Below are 15,305 nucleotides of genomic sequence, written 5' to 3' on the forward strand. Positions count from 1 at the left end.
TCATGACATCGGCTCCACCGTGCCCGAGAATGCCCCCGTCCGTCCAGCACCGCGCTCCATGCCTTCTCTGCCGCAGCTCCTGCCAGAACCATTTCTTTACAGAAATGAAGAAACTGCAATAGCTCTCATAGGTAATATAGGATTGATTTTATCCAGAATGACTCTATAAGCAGCGCTTCTTCCTGTTTTTTCAGTCCGTTAAAGAGTTACAGTCATGCAACTTGCTTCCCTTGTTCGCAATGAGACGGGTGTGGACAATGCACCGACAGTTGTCATGCTTCATGGGGTTTTTGGGCGGGCCCGCAACCTCGGCATTCTCCAGAGAGCCTTGAGTCCCTATTTCAACACGGTGGCGTTCGACCTCCGCTGCCACGGGGACAGCCCCCACGCCCCCATCTCCTACCCGGAAATGGCCAAGGACGTGCTGGAGAGCATGGATGCGCTGGGGATCAGGGAAGCCTACATCGTGGGACACTCCATGGGCGGCAAGACGGCCATGGCCACTGCGCTGACGGCACCGGAGCGCTTCAGGAAACTTCTGGTAGCGGACATTGCCCCGGACATCATGATCCACGGTCAGCACGATCTGGCGCAGCAGCTGTACCACACGCCGCTCCCGGCCCTGAACAGCCATGCCGAAATCCGCAAGTTCCTTCATGACCTGACAGAAGACCCTTCCGTTGGCGAGCTGATCGCCCAGCACATCACGCCCGGCAACCCGGCCCGGTGGAACATCGGCGTGACGGACATCGTCGCGAGCTTCCCCGTCATCCAGTCCTGGCCGGATGTCTTCAAGGGCAAGACGTGGGACGGTCCGGCCCTGTTCATCCGGGGCGGAAACTCTCCCTACATCAAGCCGCAGCATCATGATGTCATCCGGAGTTACTTCCCCCAGGCGGACATCAAGACCATTCCCAACACCGGGCACTGGCTGCATGTGGAAGACCCGACCAGCTTCAACAGCCTGATGCTGGAGTTTCTGCGGGGCTGAGCACAACCTCCCTACAGTCCGGAACGAAGAAGGGCCGCTCCCATGCCGGGGCGGCCCTTTCTTCATGACAGGGTCTCCTGCCTCACCCCTGCTTCAGACGTTCCGACAGGCTCATGGCATGGGCGTCCAGCCCTTCCTCCCGGGCAAGAATCACACCGGCGGGGCCGACCTTCTTCAGCCCCTCCATATCCGTCTCGATGGATGTCGTCCGCTTCAGGAAGTCATAGACGGAAAGACCGGAGGCAAAACGGGCTGTGCGGCTGGTCGGCAGGACATGGTTGGGACCACCGACATAATCCCCGACCGCCTCCGGGCAGAACCGCCCCATGAAGATCGCCCCAGCGTGACGGACCTTCCTGCTGAAGGCTCTCGGGTCATCCAGCAGGACCTCCAGATGTTCAGGGGCAAATTCGTTTACCACCTCGGCCGCCTCATCTTCCGACCGGACAATCACGACTGCCCCACAATCCTCCCAGCTCCTGCGGGCGATCTTCGCCCGGGGGAGTGTTTTCAGTTCTTCTTCCACTGCCGCAATGACCCTGTCGGCAAAGGCTTCATCCTGCGTGATCAGGACGGACTGCGCCTGCTCGTCATGTTCTGCCTGTGCCAGAAGATCAATCGCTACCAGACGGGGATCATTGCTGCCATCCGCCACCACCACGACCTCGGACGGACCAGCAATGCTGTCGATTCCCACATGGCCGAACACCTGCCGCTTGGCTTCCGCCACGAAGGCGTTGCCCGGCCCCACGATGCGGTCCACCGGGGCGATGCTCTGCGTGCCATAGGCCAGGGCACCCACGGCCTGCGCCCCGCCAATGCGGTAAATCTCCGTCACGCCACAAAGCCGGGCCGCCTCCATGACCAGCGGATTCAGCACGCCATCCGGTGTCGGCACGCACATGGCCAGCCGTCTGACACCAGCCACATGAGCCGGAAGGGCGTTCATCAGCACGGAGGACGGATAGGCCGCCTTGCCACCGGGCACGTAGAGGCCGGCGGCATCCAGTGCCGTCCAGCGCATCCCCAGCCGCAGCCCGGCATCATCCGTATAATCGAGGTCCCTGGGCAGCTGGGCCTCATGAAACGCCCGGATGCGCTCTGCCGCCAGGGCAAGGGCCTCCTTCGTCTCCGGGGCAACACGGTCTGCCGTCTCCCTGATCTCCGCCTCACTGATGCGCAGCTGGTCGGGGGTCAGGGCCAGCCGGTCGAACCGCTCCGTATAGTCACAGAGAGCTTCATCGCCCCGTTTCTGCACGTCGGCCAGAATGGCCCGTACCGGCTCCGCCACGGAGCCGCTCTGCTCACCACGGCGGGCCAGAACGGCCTTCAGCTCCGTTGCGAACTGCGGGGATGTCGTATTCAGGCGTTTCATCAGATGGACTCTCCCTTCCGGGCAGACTGGGCAACGGCAGACCGGAACCGTTCGATCAGGCTGCCGACTTCCTCGGGGCGGGTTTTCAGGGCGATGCGGTTCACGATCAGGCGGCTGGTCACATGGGCGATGGTTTCCACCTCTTCCAGCCCGTTGGCCCGCAGGGTGGAGCCTGTATCCACAAGGTCCACGATCACGTCGGCCATATCCAGCGCCGGGGCCAGCTCCATCGCCCCATGCAGATGCACGATCTCGGCATTGATGGCGCGGGAAGCGAAATGGCGGCGGGCAATGGCCGGATATTTGGTCGCCACCCGCAGCCGGGACCGTCCTTCCGGCGGCTCTTCATCCCCGCTTCCCTTCGGGCGGGCCACGGCGATGCGGCACCCGCCAATGCCAAGGTCCAGCGGTGCATAGAGATCGGGATAATCGAACTCCATCAGGACATCCGCCCCGCAGACACCAATATCAGCCCCACCATAGGCCACGAAGGTTGCCACATCGAAGGACCGGACCCGCACGACATCCAGCCCCGGCTCGGACGTGGGAAAACGGAGGCGGCGGCTGCTCTCATCGAGACAGTCCTGCGCCGGTTCAAACCCCGTATGATGCAGGACAGGACGTAGGGCCTTGAGGATCCGCCCCTTGGGGAGGGCCAGAATAAGCGGCGTCTTCGCCTGCATATCAGTCATCAGTAAGCTCCTGCTTGCAACATACGGGGCCAGCTTATCAGAGCCGCTTTCAGCCCGCTACTGGCCAGAGGGCGGCAACATCCCGGCGGCGGGCACGGGCCAGACGGCTGGCCGACAGCACGGCCCGTGCCTCTTCCACAGCCCGGTCCAGATCATCATTGACCAGAACGTAATCAAACTCCGGCCAGTGCGAAATCTCGCTCATGGCGGCCTTCATGCGGGAGGCGATTTCCTCCTCACTGTCCGAGTTCCGCCCACGCAGGCGGGACTCCAGCTCTTCCAGCGAGGGAGGCAGGACGAACAGCCCCACCACATCATCCGGCATGGCCCGGCGCATCAGGCGGCAGCCCTGCCAGTCAATGTCCAGAATCACGTCACGCCCGGCGGCAAGAGCTTCCTCCAGCGGCGCACGGGGAGTGCCGTACCCACGGCCGAATACCTCTGCCCACTCCAGCAGCTCACCATTGGCCGCCATGTGGCGGAATGTTTCCAGATCACGGAAGTAATAATGAACGCCCTCTTCCTCACCGGGGCGGGGGGAGCGGGTCGTGACGGACACGGACGTGAAGATGGTCGGGTCAGCCTTGCGGAGAGCCTGCGCTATGGTGGATTTGCCCGCCCCTGATGGTGCCGAAATTACCAGACACACGCCCCGTCGTGACTGCTCAACCATACCCTGCCTCATCTGCTTCCCTGTTCTGCCGTCTGGATGGCCTGCCCATCCACGGCCTCCGTTCCTGCCAGAAAAACACCTCCTTTGCCAGCAGAGGCCCGCTGTCACCCCACCGCATGGCCGGAATACCGTCAGGCCCGGGCTGCCTCTCATGTTTCTTCTGGCATTTCCGGCTGTTTCTGCTCTATCCTGCCTTGGCAGGTTCGTTTCCTGTCCGGGACACGGCCTGTATTGACCATAAAAAGGAGTCCCATCATGGCATGGAACACACCGAAAGTAACCGAGATCCCTCTGGGCGGCGAAATCAACTCCTATGTCTGCGGCGAGAAGAAGTAATCTCCGCACGGGCATATGCGTGACAGGGAGGTGTTGGCAGACATGCCTGACCTCCCTGTTTCCGCACCTGATGGATCGGCGGGGCAGGTCCGTAGCCTGAGAGCGTCGCAGGTGCATAATACGGACACAACCAGCTGCTGCACTGCTGGGGAAAGGTGGTCTCTGTCGTGCTTGATGTCATTATTCTGGGCGCCGGTGCCGGTGGCGGTTTCCCGCAATGGAACTCCGCTGCACCGGGCTGCCTTCAAGCCCGTGAGGGCAGAAAAGCCAAGCCTCGCACGCAGGCCTCTCTGGCCGTCAGCGGTGATGGGGTTCACTGGTTCCTGCTCAATGCCTCACCGGACCTGCGCCAGCAGATTCTCGCCACCCCGGCCCTCCAGCAGCATGGCAGTACCCGTGGGACGCCGATCCAGGGGGTCATTCTTGCAGGGGCGGAAATTGATGCGATTACCGGCCTGCTGACCCTGCGGGAACGAGAACCCTTCACTCTGATGGGCAGCCCGTCTACCCTAGCCCAGCTGGACCGCAATCCCATTTTTGAGGCGCTGGACCGCAGCATCATTCCCCGCATCGCCCTTTCGGAAGGCACGACGGTGCCACTTCTCCTGAAGAACGGAGCCCCATCTGGCCTTGTGCTGGAAGTTTTCACCGTTCCCGGCAAGGCGCCCCTTTATGCCGAGGCGGAAGGCACAAAGCCTGACGACACGCTGGGTCTCTCCATCTCCGATGGACAAAAGACCATGCTCTTCGTCCCCGGCTGTGCCGAGATCACGCAGGCCCTGAAGGACCGTGCCAGCCGGGCTGACCTGCTCTTTTTTGACGGGACGCTCTGGCAGGATGACGAGATGATCCGCACGGGCCTCAGCCCCAAGAGCGGGCACCGCATGGGGCATGTCTCCATGAATGAAACAGACGGCCCGCTCCGACAGTTTGCTGCCTGTACAAGGCCGAAGAAATTCTTCGTCCATATCAACAATTCCAATCCTGTCCTCCTGGAAGACAGCCCCCAGCGTCAGGCAGCCGAGCAGGCGGGCTGGGTCATTGGTGAAGACGGGATGAGACTCAAGACCGAGGGACCGTCATGAACACTCTCCTTTCTCCTGACGAGCTGGAAGCCCGCCTCCGTGCTATCGGGGCGGAGCGCTATCACCGCCAGCACCCGCTTCACAAAGCCATGTATGAAGGCAGGCTGACCAAGGGTCAGCTACAGGCATGGGCCCTGAACCGCTATTATTATCAGGCCCAGATCCCCCGGAAGGATGCCACCCTGCTCGCCCGCCTGCCCACGACAGAGCTGCGCCGTGAATGGCGCCGCCGGATTGAAGACCATGACGGTACGGCCGAAAGCCCCGGCGGCATTGCCCGCTGGCTGAAGCTGACCAACGGCCTGGGGCTTGATGATGACTATGTGACGAGCCTGAAGGGCCTGCTGCCTGCCACGCGGTTTGCCGTGGATGCCTACGTGGCCTTCGTGCGGGACCGCTCCATCCTGGCGGCCATTGCCTCCTCCCTGACAGAACTCTTCTCACCGACCATCATCGGGGAACGCATGGAGGGGATGCTCCGCAACTATCCCTACATCTCAGAAGATACGCTGGCCTACTTCAAACCCCGCCTGACACAGGCCCCGCAGGATTCCACCTTTGCGCTGAATTACGTCAAGGAACATGCCCGCACGCCGGAGCAGCAGCGGGAGGTCCTCGGTGCACTGGAGTTCAAATGCGCCATCCTCTGGCAGCTGCTTGATGCTCTGGACCATGCCTATGTGGAAGGCCATGTTCCGCCCGGTGCATTCGTCCCTGAAACACCCTGATTCCTCTCCTGCCCGTCTGAAAGCTGTCCATGTCCTCCCCATTGCCCACGCCACCTGTCAAAGTGACTGAAGATGACTGTCCCGGTTTCAGCCGGGGTTACCGCCTCCAGCATGACAGGGTGCGGGAGCAATGGGTGATCCAGGCCCCCGAGCGGGCCCTGCTGGCAGACCCCATTGCTGTTGCCATCCTCCAGGAGCTGGATGGACAGACCCGTCTCGGTACGGTCATCGACCGGCTGGCAGCACGCTACGAGGCCCCCAGGGAACAGATTGCCACGGATGTGCTCGCCCTGCTCTCCGAGCTGACGGAGAAGAGGATTCTCCGACTGTGAGCGGGACACCAGACAGCCCCATGACAGACGGAACCTCCACGCCTCCCCCGGCTCCCATGAGCCTGCTGGCCGAGCTGACACACCGCTGCCCGCTCTCCTGCCCCTACTGTTCCAACCCTGTGGAGCTGGAGCGCAAGGCACAGGAACTTGGCACGGAAGACTGGCTGCGTGTGCTGGAGGAGGCAGCCGGAATGGGCGTCCTTCAGGTCCATTTCTCTGGCGGGGAGCCCATGGCCCGCCCGGACCTCTACACCCTCATCTCCCATGCCCACAGGCTGAACCTCTATACCAACCTGATCACGTCTGGTGTTCTCATCACACCTGAGACCATGAAACGGCTTGATGAAAGCGGGCTGGACCATGTGCAGCTCTCCTTTCAGGATACCGATGGACCAGAAGCGGACCGGCTGAGCGATTTTAAAAGCGTCCAGCCCCGCAAGCTGGAGGCAGCCCGCCTCATCACGCAGGCCGGCATCCCCCTGACGCTGAACTTCGTACTGCAGAAGGCCAACATTTCCCGCATTCCCGCCATGTTTGCTCTCGCCCGCCAGCTTGATGCCCAGCGTGTCGAGATGGCCCATACCCAGTATTATGGCTGGGCCCTGAAAAACCGGGCAGCCCTGCTACCATCCCGCACACAGCTGGAAGAGGCGGGCCGCCATGTCGAGGCCGAAATGGCAAAAGGCGGGCTGGCCATTGATTATGTCACGCCAGATTATTATGCCGAACGCCCCAAACCCTGCATGGGGGGCTGGGGGCAACGCTTTCTCAACGTCTCACCCTCCGGCCATGTCCTGCCCTGCCATGCAGCGGAAACAATCCCCTCCCTGCACTTCGACAATGTGCGGGATCATTCACTCAGCCATATCTGGTACCACTCACAGGCTTTCACCCTCTTCCGGGGAACTGACTGGATGCCGGAGCCCTGTGCCTCCTGCGCCCGCAAGGAAATTGACTGGGGCGGATGCCGCTGCCAGGCACTGGCCCTGCTCGGAGATGCCTCCCAGACCGACCCTGTCTGCTCCCTCTCTCCCCATCGCCACCTGATTGATGACGCCATTGCAGAAGCAGAACAGACTGACGAACAGGCGTTCATCTATCGTCGTATGGGCCAAAAGACTTTCTGAACAGCCCCCTGTCTCCAGAAGCACCAGAACTTCATTTACACATCTGAAATAATGGGAAGCAGTTCCATTAACAAGATATTATGGCATCCCGCACGGGCAGGGTCATTACCTTGCGCTCACCTGTCATCCCCCTTATTAGTGGACATCCCCCTCACATGGAATCTGCTATGACCGCCCCTGAGATCAGCATCATCATCCCATGCTACAATGAGGTCGAGAACGTTGTCCCCGTCGTAGATGCTCTGGAGACCGTCCTGAGTGGCATGACATGGGAGGTTGTCTTCGTGGATGACAACTCCCCCGATGGCACGATGGAAGCTGTCCGCCAGCTGGCCCAGAAGAAACCCTACGTGCGGGGGCTGCTGCGTATTGGTCGGCGAGGGCTGTCCTCCGCCGTGATTGAAGGGGCCCTCAGCGTGTCTGCTCCCCTGATTGCTGTCATGGACGGCGATCTCCAGCATGATGAAGGCTGTCTGCCCCACATGATTGCCGCCCTGCGGGATGGTCGGGCAGATATCGCCGTTGCCAGCCGGCACATCACGGGTGGCAGCAATGAGGGGCTTTCCAGCGTCTGGCGCCGCTTTCTCTCCAATACCGGCATCTGGACAGCCCGCCAGCTTCTCAATGTCCCCCTGACAGACCCGATGAGCGGCTTTTTTGCCATGCGGCGTTCCGTCTTCATGGACCGTGCCCCCCGGCTGGATGGCACGGGCTTCAAAATCCTTCTGGACATCATGATCGCCCGGCCTGAACCTCTGCGGGTTCAGGAAATTCCCATGAATTTCCGGGACAGGGCCCATGGGGAAAGCAAGCTGGATTCTGGCGTCATGCTCTCCTTTGCACGGATGCTGACCAAACACAGCTTCCGCCGTCGCCCCCGGCTGACCTATGGCACGACAGCTCTTGCGGGTGCCGGGCTCTTCTGGGCTGGATGGCGCCTGCTGTCCCGCAAACGATCAGCCTGATTCACAGCGCCACCGCTGATATGAAAAAAGGCCGCCCCATTGGGAACGGCCTTTTTTCATCCCCTTCGGCAGGGCCTCTTCAGGCCTCAGGCTTCAGCAGGGTTCTGACTGTCCGGGCCACACTGTCACGCCAGTCTGGCATTTTCTGCCCGAAAACACGCTCCAGCCTGCCATTGTCCAAGCGGGAATCCGCCGGGCGGGCCGCCGGTGTGGGCCAGTCTGCCGTAGTGATGGCCTCTACCTTCGGCATGGGCTGGCCATGACGGGCGGCTTCCTCCAGAGCGTGGCAGGCAAGCTCATGCCATGTGGCCTCACCAGCGCCCGTGGCATGGTAAATACCAGCATAGGAATCCTGCCAGCCTGTCTGTCTGATCGTCCCGATGATGCCCAGAATCACAGCGGCCAGATCATCGGACGAGGTCGGGTTTCCCCGCTGATCCCCCACCACACGCAGGTGGGGATTCTTTGCCCCCGCATTCAGCATCGTCTTGACGAAATTCTTGCCATGAGCGGAGTAGACCCATGCCGTCCGCAGGATGATGCTCTGGGGCTGCGCCTTCAGAACAGCCGTCTCCCCATCAGCCTTGGTCCGCCCATAAACCGTGACAGGATTGATCGGATCACTCTCCAGATAGGGCGTTCCCTTCCGGCCATCAAAGACATAATCCGTCGAGACGTGAATGAACGGAATCCCCCGGCGGGCAGCCTCCTCAGCCAGACGGGCCGGGCCAGCATGGTTGCCCTGCCGGGCCCCTTCCTGTTCCGTTTCAGCCAGATCGACAGCCGTCCAGGCCGCCGCATTGACAATAATATCAGGCTGGTACGTCTCAATGGCCGCAGCCAATGTCTCCGGGGCTGCAAAATCCACCTCCGGGCGGCCAACGGTCACGACATGCTTCCCGCCCTGATCTCTCAAGGATGTGGCAAGCTGGCCTGTCCGGCCGATCACAAGAATGGAAGGCTTCGTCATGATGAAGACCCTTTCATGCCAGAAAACACGTAGCCCGCACGGGACTCACCGGTACTCGAACCACCCCTTGGCAGCCTCGAAGGAAGGGGCTTCCAGGTCTTTCTCCGAGAGAACAGCCTCCCCCGGGGCCACCGGCCAGTCGATCCCGATCTGGCTGCAATCCCAGCGCACGGACCGCTCGGATGCCTTGTCATAAAAACCGGTGCATTTGTACTGCACCTCGGTATTTTCCTCCAACGTGACAAAACCATGCAGGAACCCGACAGGCAGCCAGAGCTGGGACCAGTTTTCAGCCGACAGTTCAACACCGACCCACTGGCCGTAAGTCGGTGAGCCAGTGCGTGCATCTACCGCCACGTCCCAGATGGCCCCCCGTGTCACCCGCACCAGCTTGCCTTGCCCATGAGGGGCCAGCTGGCAGTGCAGCCCACGCACCACACCCTTCTGACGGGACAGACTCTGGTTGTCCTGCACGAACGTATCAGGAATGCCAGCCGCAGCCATGCTCTTCTGATTGTATGTCTCGGAGAAGAACCCTCGATTATCCCCAAAACGGGCCGGCGTCACCTTCACGATGCCGGGCAGGGACAGTGCCTCAACCTTCATCTCGTCATCTCCTCATCTCTCTGTTTCATGGCCCGATACAGGAGCCTCCCGGACGGGCAGAACCGGGGCAGGCAGCCTCACACCACTACCGGCCCACTCTCTGCTGCCACATAAAGCAGCATCTGCCCAAGCGGCGTTTTCTTCATCCTGGTGCCTGTCTCCAGAAGCTGCGCATGGGAGATGAATCCCATGCGATAGGCTGCCTCCGTTGGTGAACCAACCAGCAGCCCCTGCCGGGACTGGATGGCCTGCACGAACGTACCGGCCTGCATCAGGCTGTCCGGTGTTCCAGCATCCAGCCACGCACACCCACGGGCCAGCCGGTCCACCTCCAGCGTTCCTTCCTCCAGATAGATGCGGTTCAGATCCGTGATCTCCAGTTCACCACGATCACTGGGACGCACCCGACGGGCAAAGTCGCACACCCGCCCATCATAGAAATACAGCCCTGTCACCGCCCACTGGGAGGGAGGTGTGACCGGTTTTTCAATAATATCAAGCGCCCGCCCAGCCTCATCGAATGCCACAACGCCATAACGCTCCGGGTCCCGCACCTGATAGGCGAATACCGTCGCACCATGAGACCGCTGTGTGGCATCCCGCAACATATGTCGCAGCCCATCAGCAAAAATGAGGTTGTCCCCCAGAATCAGGGCACAAGGCGCACCATTGATCCAGTCTTCGGCAATATGAAAAGCCTGTGCAATCCCCTCCGGCTTCGGCTGGACACGATAGGTGAAAGTCACGCCAAACTGCTCACCCGTGCCCAGCAGACGCTGGAACTGCGCCTGATCATCCGGCGTGGTGATGATCATGATATCCCGTATCCCTGCCAGGATCAGGGTCGTCAGCGGATAATAGATCATCGGCTTGTCATAGACAGGCAGAAGCTGCTTGGAGACAGCCAGCGTCATCGGGTACAGGCGCGTCCCGGACCCACCAGACAGCAGGATACCCTTTGTTGGCGGTTGGTCAGTCGTTTCTTTCAGCATACCCGTCATGCCTCAGCTCCCAGTCTCCGGCCATCGTACCGCTGGCGGCGCAGGCGCTGCCACCATGCCCTGTTATCCAGATACCACTGGACAGTCCTGCGCAGGCCTGTCTCGAAATCGTGCTCCGCCTCCCAGTCGAGACAGCGCTCGGCATGGCTGGGATCAATCTCATACCGGAAGTCATGCCCCGGCCTGTCACTGACAAAAGTGATCAGCCGCTCCCTCGGGCCGGCCGGGTCCGGCTCCAGCTCATCCAGCAGGGCGCATATCCTGCGCACAACCTCCAGATTGCTACGGGGCTGCCTGGCCCCGATGGCGTAAGTCTCACCCGGTCTGCCATGCTCCACAGCCCGGACCAGTGCCCTGGCGTGATCCTCCACAAAGAGCCAGTCCCGCAGATTCTCGCCCTTGCCGTAAACAGGCAGGGGCTTGCCCTCCAGCGCATTGATGATCATGAGCGGGATCAGTTTTTCCGGGAAATGCCAAGGCCCGTAATTGTTGGTCGTGTTCGTCACGAAGGCCGGAAAACCATAGGTATGGTACCAGGCCCGCACCAGATGGTCGGAAGCCGCCTTGCTGGCCGAATACGGGCTGCGGGGGTCGTAGGCCGTCTCCTCCGTAAAAGGAGGATCCTCCGGTGACAGATGACCGAAAACCTCGTCCGTCGAGATGTGAAGAAACCGGAATCCAGCCTTCTTCGCCCCATCCAGCCCCATCCAGTACCGGCGGGCTACATCCAGCAGACAGTACGTCCCCACGATGTTGGTCTGAATGAAGGCACCCGGCCCCTCGATGGAGCGGTCAACATGGCTCTCTGCTGCCAGATGCATGATGGCATCCGGCTGGAACTCTGCCAGAGCCTTCTCCACGGCTGGCTGGTCATTGATGGAAATACGCACATGACGGTAGCGTGGATCGGACGCCACGGCAGCCACCGTCTCCTCGGAGGCTGCATAGGTCATGCAGTCCACATTGAGAACCTGATGGCTGGTCCCCTCCATGAGGTGCCGCACGACAGCGGACCCTATGAAGCCGCATCCACCTGTTACCGCAACCCTCATCATGCCTCCTCATCCATCAATCTGTCGGGGGAACTTTACCCAAAAGCCCCCCACTGCCGACAATATTCCCGCTACCCTCTGTTCATAATAAACATATCAGGCAAAAAAACGGTTTCCATTCCTGAAAGTCCACCCGATACATGGGCCACATGTCCGGGCTCCTGCCAGTAATAGTAACGATGATGACACCTACCGCTGATACACGTCATCCAGACGGACGATGTCATCCTCTCCCAGATAAGGGCCGGACTGCACCTCGATCAGCGTGACAGGGATGCGACCCGGATTCTCCAGCCTGTGTACGCAGCCAAGCGGCAGATAGATGCTCTCATTCTCCCGCACCGTGATCTGCTCGTCATCCCGTGTCACGAGGGCCGTACCCGCCACGACAACCCAGTGCTCCGAACGGTGGAAGTGCTTCTGGAGGGACAATTTCTCCCCGGGACTGACATGGATCCTCTTCACCTGGAAACGGTCCCCCTGGATGAGACTCTCATAGAATCCCCATGGGCGGTACATGCGGACATGCTGTTCCGCCTCCGTATGGCCCTCATCCCGCAGGCGTGACACCATGTGCTTGATGTCCTGCGCCCGCTCCCGATGTGACACCATGACGGCATCCCCCGTCACGATGATGATGAGATCATCCACACCGGTCACGGTCGCCACGATGCCATCGGACTTGACGTAACAGTTCCGGGCACGGTCCAGAAACACGTTGCCCTGTACGGCATTACCGTTTTCATCTTTGGGGGTCAGCTCCCAGACGGCATCCCAGCTGCCGACATCCATCCAGGAGAAACTGGACGGCACGACTGCGGCACGATCCGTCCGCTCCGCCACGGCATAATCCACGGAAATGGATGGGGCACGGGAGAAAGTTTCTCCGGCCAGCTGAACAAAGCCAAGGTCGCAGCTGGTTTCCTGCACTGCACGGGACACGGCCTCATGAATGGCCGGTTCATATTTTTTCAGTTCCTCAAGGAAGACACGGGCACGGGCCACAAACATTCCCGAGTTCCAGAGATGCTGCCCATCACTGGCAAGGACCTTGGCCCTTTCGGCATCCGGCTTCTCCAGAAAACGGGCAATGTGATAGGCATTCTCCTGCCCATCCAGCAGGGGGCCCTGCTGGATGTATCCATAGCCCGTTTCTGCCCGGTTCGGCCGGATGCCAAAGGTCACGATATAATCCTGCCGGGCGGCCTCACAGGCCTGCTCCAGCGCCTGCTTCAGCGCTTCCTGCCCCTCTATGGCAGCATCGGCTGGCATGAACCAGAGAATGGCCTCCTCGTCCTGCCGGGCCTGCCAGAAAGCGGCGGCAGCCATGGCAGCAGCAGAATTGCGGGCAACCGGTTCAAGAATGATACTCGCTGCCTCGATGCCTGTCTGCCGCAGCTGCTCAGCCATGATGAAGCGATGCTCACGATTCCCCACCACAATGGGGGCGGCCTCCAGCCCAAGCGCCCGTGTCCGCTGCACAGTTTCCTGAAACGGCGTGTCCCCGCTCAGCAGAGCACAGAACTGCTTGGGATAGCTCTTGCGAGAGACCGGCCAAAGTCGTGTTCCGGACCCACCGGAGAGAACAACAGGAACAATCATCGCACACCTTTCCAGCACAGGCTGTCATCCAGCCTCTGGTCATAAAAATCATGTGAGCCATCACGATACCATGTTCATGAGGCTACCGGATAGAGCACCGCCATGCTACCGTCACAATTCTGGCAGCTTCCCTGCCTCAGTGGACGTATCCGAGAAGAATCAGCTCACCATTATCCATGACTGGCCGATAGCCAGCCTTCGCCAGCCAGCTATCCACGGTGAGATTGCCGCTGCTGTAATGGGCCGAGGTACCGTAAAGCTGCACAAGGGAAAACCGGTGCTGGGCGATCACGTTCCGCAGGGCCACAATATCCTGATTTTTCTTCAGCGCCTGTGAAAGATTGAACCCATCAATGGCATCACGGCTATTCGCCCAGTAGCACAGGGCCATATCCGTACAGAGCAGGGATGTGCTGTGCATCTTCAGCGCCTGTATGTAGGTCTGCCACTCACGGTCTTTCAGACTGACCGTCTGGACCTGCCTGTAAGAAGTCACCCCCCACAGCGGCAGCAGGAACAGCAGGGGCAGGCTCATCACGCAGCAGGCACGGACAAAGCGCCGCTTCTGCTCCGGCCCCTCTGGAAGACGGGCCAGCCCGATCCCGCACAACAGGGTCGCCGCCACAAAGGCATCAAACATGCAATTACAATCAACACCTTCGCCCAGCGATTCAAGACAGCCGAACAGACAGCCGAACGCCAGAAACAACCCCACCAGACAGGCCGGGTCCTGCCATTTCAGGGAGCGCCATTGCCGGAAGAAGAGCCCAAGCCCGACCAGAAACATCCCCCCCATGAGGGGCAGCTGCCGCAGGCCATGAATGACCCGCCCCAACCGGATGACCCGCTGATGGAGAAAAACATCCCGGAAAAAACTGACCCCGTAAACCTCGTAGCAGCTGGCAAACCCGACCAGCAGCAGCCCGGCCGCCATCATGCCCCAGAGGACGGCTTTTTTCAGGTCGATGCAGAGCAGCCAGACAGACAGGGCCAGCGGCAAGGCCACGAGATTATGCTTGGTAAAGCCCCCCAGCACGATCAGGACAGCACAGAGAAACAGGCGCCGCCATGTCAGGTCAGCCACATTCCGGCTGACCGCCACGTACAGCCCCCCCAACATCAGGGCCTGGGCCAGCCATTGTGGGTCATTCATCCCGAAGTAACCCTGGAAGGCTGTATTCGCCGTAACAAGGAACAGGGAGGCCGTGGCCAGGGCCACCGGAAGTCTGCCTGTCACGACCTGGATGATGCGGACGATCAACACGGCCGATGCAAGAACGGACAGACATGACAGGATGCGGCCTGTAATGATGGCATCGAACCCGAGCCGGACCAGCCCGCCCATCAATACAAAAGAAAGAGGCGGGTAATTATTGAAAACAAAACCCCGGTCCGATGAATAAAGCTGGTGATCTCCACCGGCTGTCCAGCTGGCCAGCTGGGCATTCCACCCCTCATTGACGTCCAGCGGGACATGATGGAACATGACAAGTACAGTCCGGAGACATGTCAGAAGAAACAGAACTGCCCAGGCCAGACACCAGGGCCATACAAAACTGTCCTCTTTTTTAGACATGAACGGATCCAACCCCTGAAAAAAACATCGTCTTATTCCTAACACTTCCTTTACAAAGGGCCCTGTACCACAAAAAATATAACGATTTACTGCCTGAAACAGCCAAATATATTTGACCCCATGCGTCCTGCGTATAGAATGCGCTCTCGTTTTCTTCTAAAGAAAATCGTCCTTATACTTAACTGGCTGCCTGC

At 60.3% G+C, this 15,305-nt stretch carries 16 protein-coding genes; 7 read left to right on the plus strand and 9 right to left on the minus strand.

The window, feature by feature from the left end:
* Nucleotides 1-214 precede the first annotated feature (214 nt).
* Nucleotides 215-991 carry an alpha/beta fold hydrolase gene (locus tag J8Z04_RS00570; RefSeq protein ID WP_192848699.1) on the plus strand — a complete coding sequence of 259 codons (777 nt, stop codon included), beginning with the start codon at nt 215-217 and terminating at the stop codon, nt 989-991.
* A gap of 82 nt (nt 992-1,073) precedes the next feature.
* On the opposite strand, the gene hisD is transcribed toward J8Z04_RS00570, so the two are convergent.
* Genes hisD through gmk form a run of 3 tightly spaced genes read right to left on the minus strand, consistent with a single transcriptional unit; the run spans nt 1,074 to nt 3,731 of the window.
* Nucleotides 1,074-2,366: a histidinol dehydrogenase gene (gene hisD, locus J8Z04_RS00575; RefSeq protein WP_043559031.1), complete on the minus strand. Its 1,293-nt coding sequence runs from the start codon at nt 2,364-2,366 to the stop codon at nt 1,074-1,076.
* Entirely contained in the window at nt 2,366-3,058 is a 693-nt protein-coding gene (gene hisG / locus J8Z04_RS00580; protein ID WP_043559032.1) for an ATP phosphoribosyltransferase, read from the minus strand. The genes hisD and hisG overlap by 1 nt, the downstream gene beginning before the upstream one ends.
* Nucleotides 3,059-3,107: 49 nt before the next feature.
* Nucleotides 3,108-3,731, minus strand: coding sequence for a guanylate kinase (gene gmk, locus J8Z04_RS00585; protein WP_043559423.1), 624 nt, complete (start codon nt 3,729-3,731; stop codon nt 3,108-3,110).
* A 255-nt stretch (nt 3,732-3,986) separates the two neighbouring features.
* On the opposite strand from gmk, the gene pqqA reads away from it, so the two are divergent.
* The 6 genes from pqqA to J8Z04_RS00615 all read left to right on the plus strand — a co-directional run bounded on the left by pqqA (nt 3,987) and on the right by J8Z04_RS00615 (nt 8,304).
* Nucleotides 3,987-4,067 carry a pyrroloquinoline quinone precursor peptide PqqA gene (pqqA, locus tag J8Z04_RS00590; RefSeq protein ID WP_043559425.1) on the plus strand — a complete coding sequence of 27 codons (81 nt, stop codon included), beginning with the start codon at nt 3,987-3,989 and terminating at the stop codon, nt 4,065-4,067.
* 167 nt (nt 4,068-4,234) lie between these two features.
* Nucleotides 4,235-5,152 carry a pyrroloquinoline quinone biosynthesis protein PqqB gene (gene pqqB / locus J8Z04_RS00595; RefSeq protein WP_043559430.1) on the plus strand — a complete coding sequence of 306 codons (918 nt, stop codon included), beginning with the start codon at nt 4,235-4,237 and terminating at the stop codon, nt 5,150-5,152.
* Nucleotides 5,149-5,880 carry a pyrroloquinoline-quinone synthase PqqC gene (gene pqqC / locus J8Z04_RS00600; protein ID WP_192848698.1) on the plus strand — a complete coding sequence of 244 codons (732 nt, stop codon included), beginning with the start codon at nt 5,149-5,151 and terminating at the stop codon, nt 5,878-5,880. Before pqqB ends, pqqC begins: the two co-directional genes overlap by 4 nt.
* A gap of 29 nt (nt 5,881-5,909) precedes the next feature.
* Nucleotides 5,910-6,212, plus strand: coding sequence for a pyrroloquinoline quinone biosynthesis peptide chaperone PqqD (gene pqqD / locus J8Z04_RS00605; protein WP_192848697.1), 303 nt, complete (start codon nt 5,910-5,912; stop codon nt 6,210-6,212).
* Nucleotides 6,213-6,232: 20 nt separating this feature from the next.
* The gene (gene pqqE / locus J8Z04_RS00610; RefSeq protein WP_081563322.1) at nt 6,233-7,339 is read left to right on the plus strand and encodes a pyrroloquinoline quinone biosynthesis protein PqqE; all 1,107 of its coding nucleotides are present in this window, start codon (nt 6,233-6,235) and stop codon (nt 7,337-7,339) included.
* 167 nt (nt 7,340-7,506) lie between these two features.
* Complete coding sequence (locus J8Z04_RS00615) at nt 7,507-8,304, plus strand: polyprenol monophosphomannose synthase (RefSeq protein ID WP_081563323.1); 798 nt, start codon at nt 7,507-7,509, stop codon at nt 8,302-8,304.
* Nucleotides 8,305-8,383: 79 nt separating this feature from the next.
* Here the strand turns inward: J8Z04_RS00615 and rfbD are convergent, their stop codons facing one another.
* The 6 genes from rfbD to J8Z04_RS00645 form a co-directional block, all read right to left on the minus strand.
* Nucleotides 8,384-9,274, minus strand: coding sequence for a dTDP-4-dehydrorhamnose reductase (rfbD, locus tag J8Z04_RS00620; RefSeq protein WP_192848696.1), 891 nt, complete (start codon nt 9,272-9,274; stop codon nt 8,384-8,386).
* A gap of 45 nt (nt 9,275-9,319) precedes the next feature.
* Nucleotides 9,320-9,880, minus strand: a complete 561-nt coding sequence (gene rfbC / locus J8Z04_RS00625; RefSeq protein WP_081562405.1) for a dTDP-4-dehydrorhamnose 3,5-epimerase — start codon at nt 9,878-9,880, stop codon at nt 9,320-9,322.
* A 77-nt stretch (nt 9,881-9,957) separates the two neighbouring features.
* Complete coding sequence (gene rfbA / locus J8Z04_RS00630) at nt 9,958-10,881, minus strand: glucose-1-phosphate thymidylyltransferase RfbA (RefSeq protein WP_227449732.1); 924 nt, start codon at nt 10,879-10,881, stop codon at nt 9,958-9,960.
* Entirely contained in the window at nt 10,878-11,933 is a 1,056-nt protein-coding gene (gene rfbB / locus J8Z04_RS00635; protein WP_043559038.1) for a dTDP-glucose 4,6-dehydratase, read from the minus strand. Before rfbB ends, rfbA begins: the two co-directional genes overlap by 4 nt.
* A 189-nt stretch (nt 11,934-12,122) precedes the next feature.
* Complete coding sequence (locus J8Z04_RS00640) at nt 12,123-13,535, minus strand: mannose-1-phosphate guanylyltransferase/mannose-6-phosphate isomerase (protein ID WP_192848695.1); 1,413 nt, start codon at nt 13,533-13,535, stop codon at nt 12,123-12,125.
* A 136-nt stretch (nt 13,536-13,671) separates the two neighbouring features.
* Complete coding sequence (locus tag J8Z04_RS00645) at nt 13,672-15,021, minus strand: glycosyltransferase family 39 protein (protein ID WP_192848694.1); 1,350 nt, start codon at nt 15,019-15,021, stop codon at nt 13,672-13,674.
* Nucleotides 15,022-15,305: the final 284 nt, after the last annotated feature.

It is taken from the genome of Bombella apis, assembly GCF_018221685.1.
GTDB classification, from domain to species: domain Bacteria; phylum Pseudomonadota; class Alphaproteobacteria; order Acetobacterales; family Acetobacteraceae; genus Bombella; species Bombella apis.

Bases quoted from the DNA above. Each gene is read 5' to 3' on its own strand.
- rfbD (WP_192848696.1), bottom strand. From the start codon at position 9,274: ATGACGAAGCCTTCCATTCTTGTGATCGGCCGGACAGGCCAGCTTGCC.
- hisG (WP_043559032.1), bottom strand. From the start codon at position 3,058: ATGACTGATATGCAGGCGAAGACGCCGCTTATTCTGGCCCTCCCCAAG.
- pqqA (WP_043559425.1), top strand. From the start codon at position 3,987: ATGGCATGGAACACACCGAAAGTAACCGAGATCCCTCTGGGCGGCGAA.
- J8Z04_RS00615 (WP_081563323.1), top strand. From the start codon at position 7,507: ATGACCGCCCCTGAGATCAGCATCATCATCCCATGCTACAATGAGGTC.
- rfbC (WP_081562405.1), bottom strand. From the start codon at position 9,880: ATGAAGGTTGAGGCACTGTCCCTGCCCGGCATCGTGAAGGTGACGCCG.
- J8Z04_RS00645 (WP_192848694.1), bottom strand. From the start codon at position 15,021: ATGTTCCATCATGTCCCGCTGGACGTCAATGAGGGGTGGAATGCCCAG.
- rfbA (WP_227449732.1), bottom strand. From the start codon at position 10,881: ATGACGGGTATGCTGAAAGAAACGACTGACCAACCGCCAACAAAGGGT.
- J8Z04_RS00640 (WP_192848695.1), bottom strand. From the start codon at position 13,535: ATGATTGTTCCTGTTGTTCTCTCCGGTGGGTCCGGAACACGACTTTGG.
- hisD (WP_043559031.1), bottom strand. From the start codon at position 2,366: ATGAAACGCCTGAATACGACATCCCCGCAGTTCGCAACGGAGCTGAAG.
- rfbB (WP_043559038.1), bottom strand. From the start codon at position 11,933: ATGAGGGTTGCGGTAACAGGTGGATGCGGCTTCATAGGGTCCGCTGTC.
- gmk (WP_043559423.1), bottom strand. From the start codon at position 3,731: ATGGTTGAGCAGTCACGACGGGGCGTGTGTCTGGTAATTTCGGCACCA.
- J8Z04_RS00570 (WP_192848699.1), top strand. From the start codon at position 215: ATGCAACTTGCTTCCCTTGTTCGCAATGAGACGGGTGTGGACAATGCA.
- pqqE (WP_081563322.1), top strand. From the start codon at position 6,233: ATGACAGACGGAACCTCCACGCCTCCCCCGGCTCCCATGAGCCTGCTG.
- pqqD (WP_192848697.1), top strand. From the start codon at position 5,910: ATGTCCTCCCCATTGCCCACGCCACCTGTCAAAGTGACTGAAGATGAC.
- pqqC (WP_192848698.1), top strand. From the start codon at position 5,149: ATGAACACTCTCCTTTCTCCTGACGAGCTGGAAGCCCGCCTCCGTGCT.